The organism is Halalkalibacterium ligniniphilum (genome assembly GCF_000334155.1).
Lineage (GTDB): Bacteria > Bacillota > Bacilli > Bacillales > Bacillaceae_D > Halalkalibacterium > Halalkalibacterium ligniniphilum.
Genome location: NZ_ANNK01000030.1, coordinates 1 through 442, shown reverse-complemented (window position 1 = coordinate 442; position 442 = coordinate 1). Strand labels below are relative to the sequence as shown.

General features: G+C 47.1%; 1 protein-coding gene. It reads right to left on the bottom strand.

Translation table 11 applies throughout. From position 1 onward, the window contains the following. Nucleotides 1-293 (bottom strand): nucleotide-binding protein (locus BLT_RS0102210; RefSeq protein WP_017726186.1); only part of this gene is annotated, 293 nt, incomplete at its 3' end. Nucleotides 294-442: the final 149 nt, after the last annotated feature.

Below are 442 nucleotides of genomic sequence, written 5' to 3'. Positions count from 1 at the left end.
TGGTTAAATTGGCGAAACGTATAATGAACTGTCGGCTTTCGCAAATCCGCATCAACTAAAAGCACCCGCTTTTCCTGCTGGGCCAAAACAACAGCTAGATTTGCCACCGTCGTTGACTTCCCGTCTCCTGGACCTGCCGATGTGACAAGAATCGTCTGCAGCTTTTCTTCGATGGAAGCGTAGTCCAAATTGGTCCGAATCGCCCGGTATTGCTCAGTGATCGGTGATTTCGGCTCAAAATGGCTAATTAGCTTCCGCTGCTCTTGATTAGATTGCTGATTTGCTCGACTCATGGCTCTCACGTCCTAACTTCTTCTTTCGCTTTCCTTGAGGTGACTTCACCTCATCCATTTTTGTCACCGTTCCAAGCACAGGGATACCTAAGTAGTTCTCAATGTCTTCCTCATGACGAATCGTCTGATCCAGGTATTCGAGTAAAAAG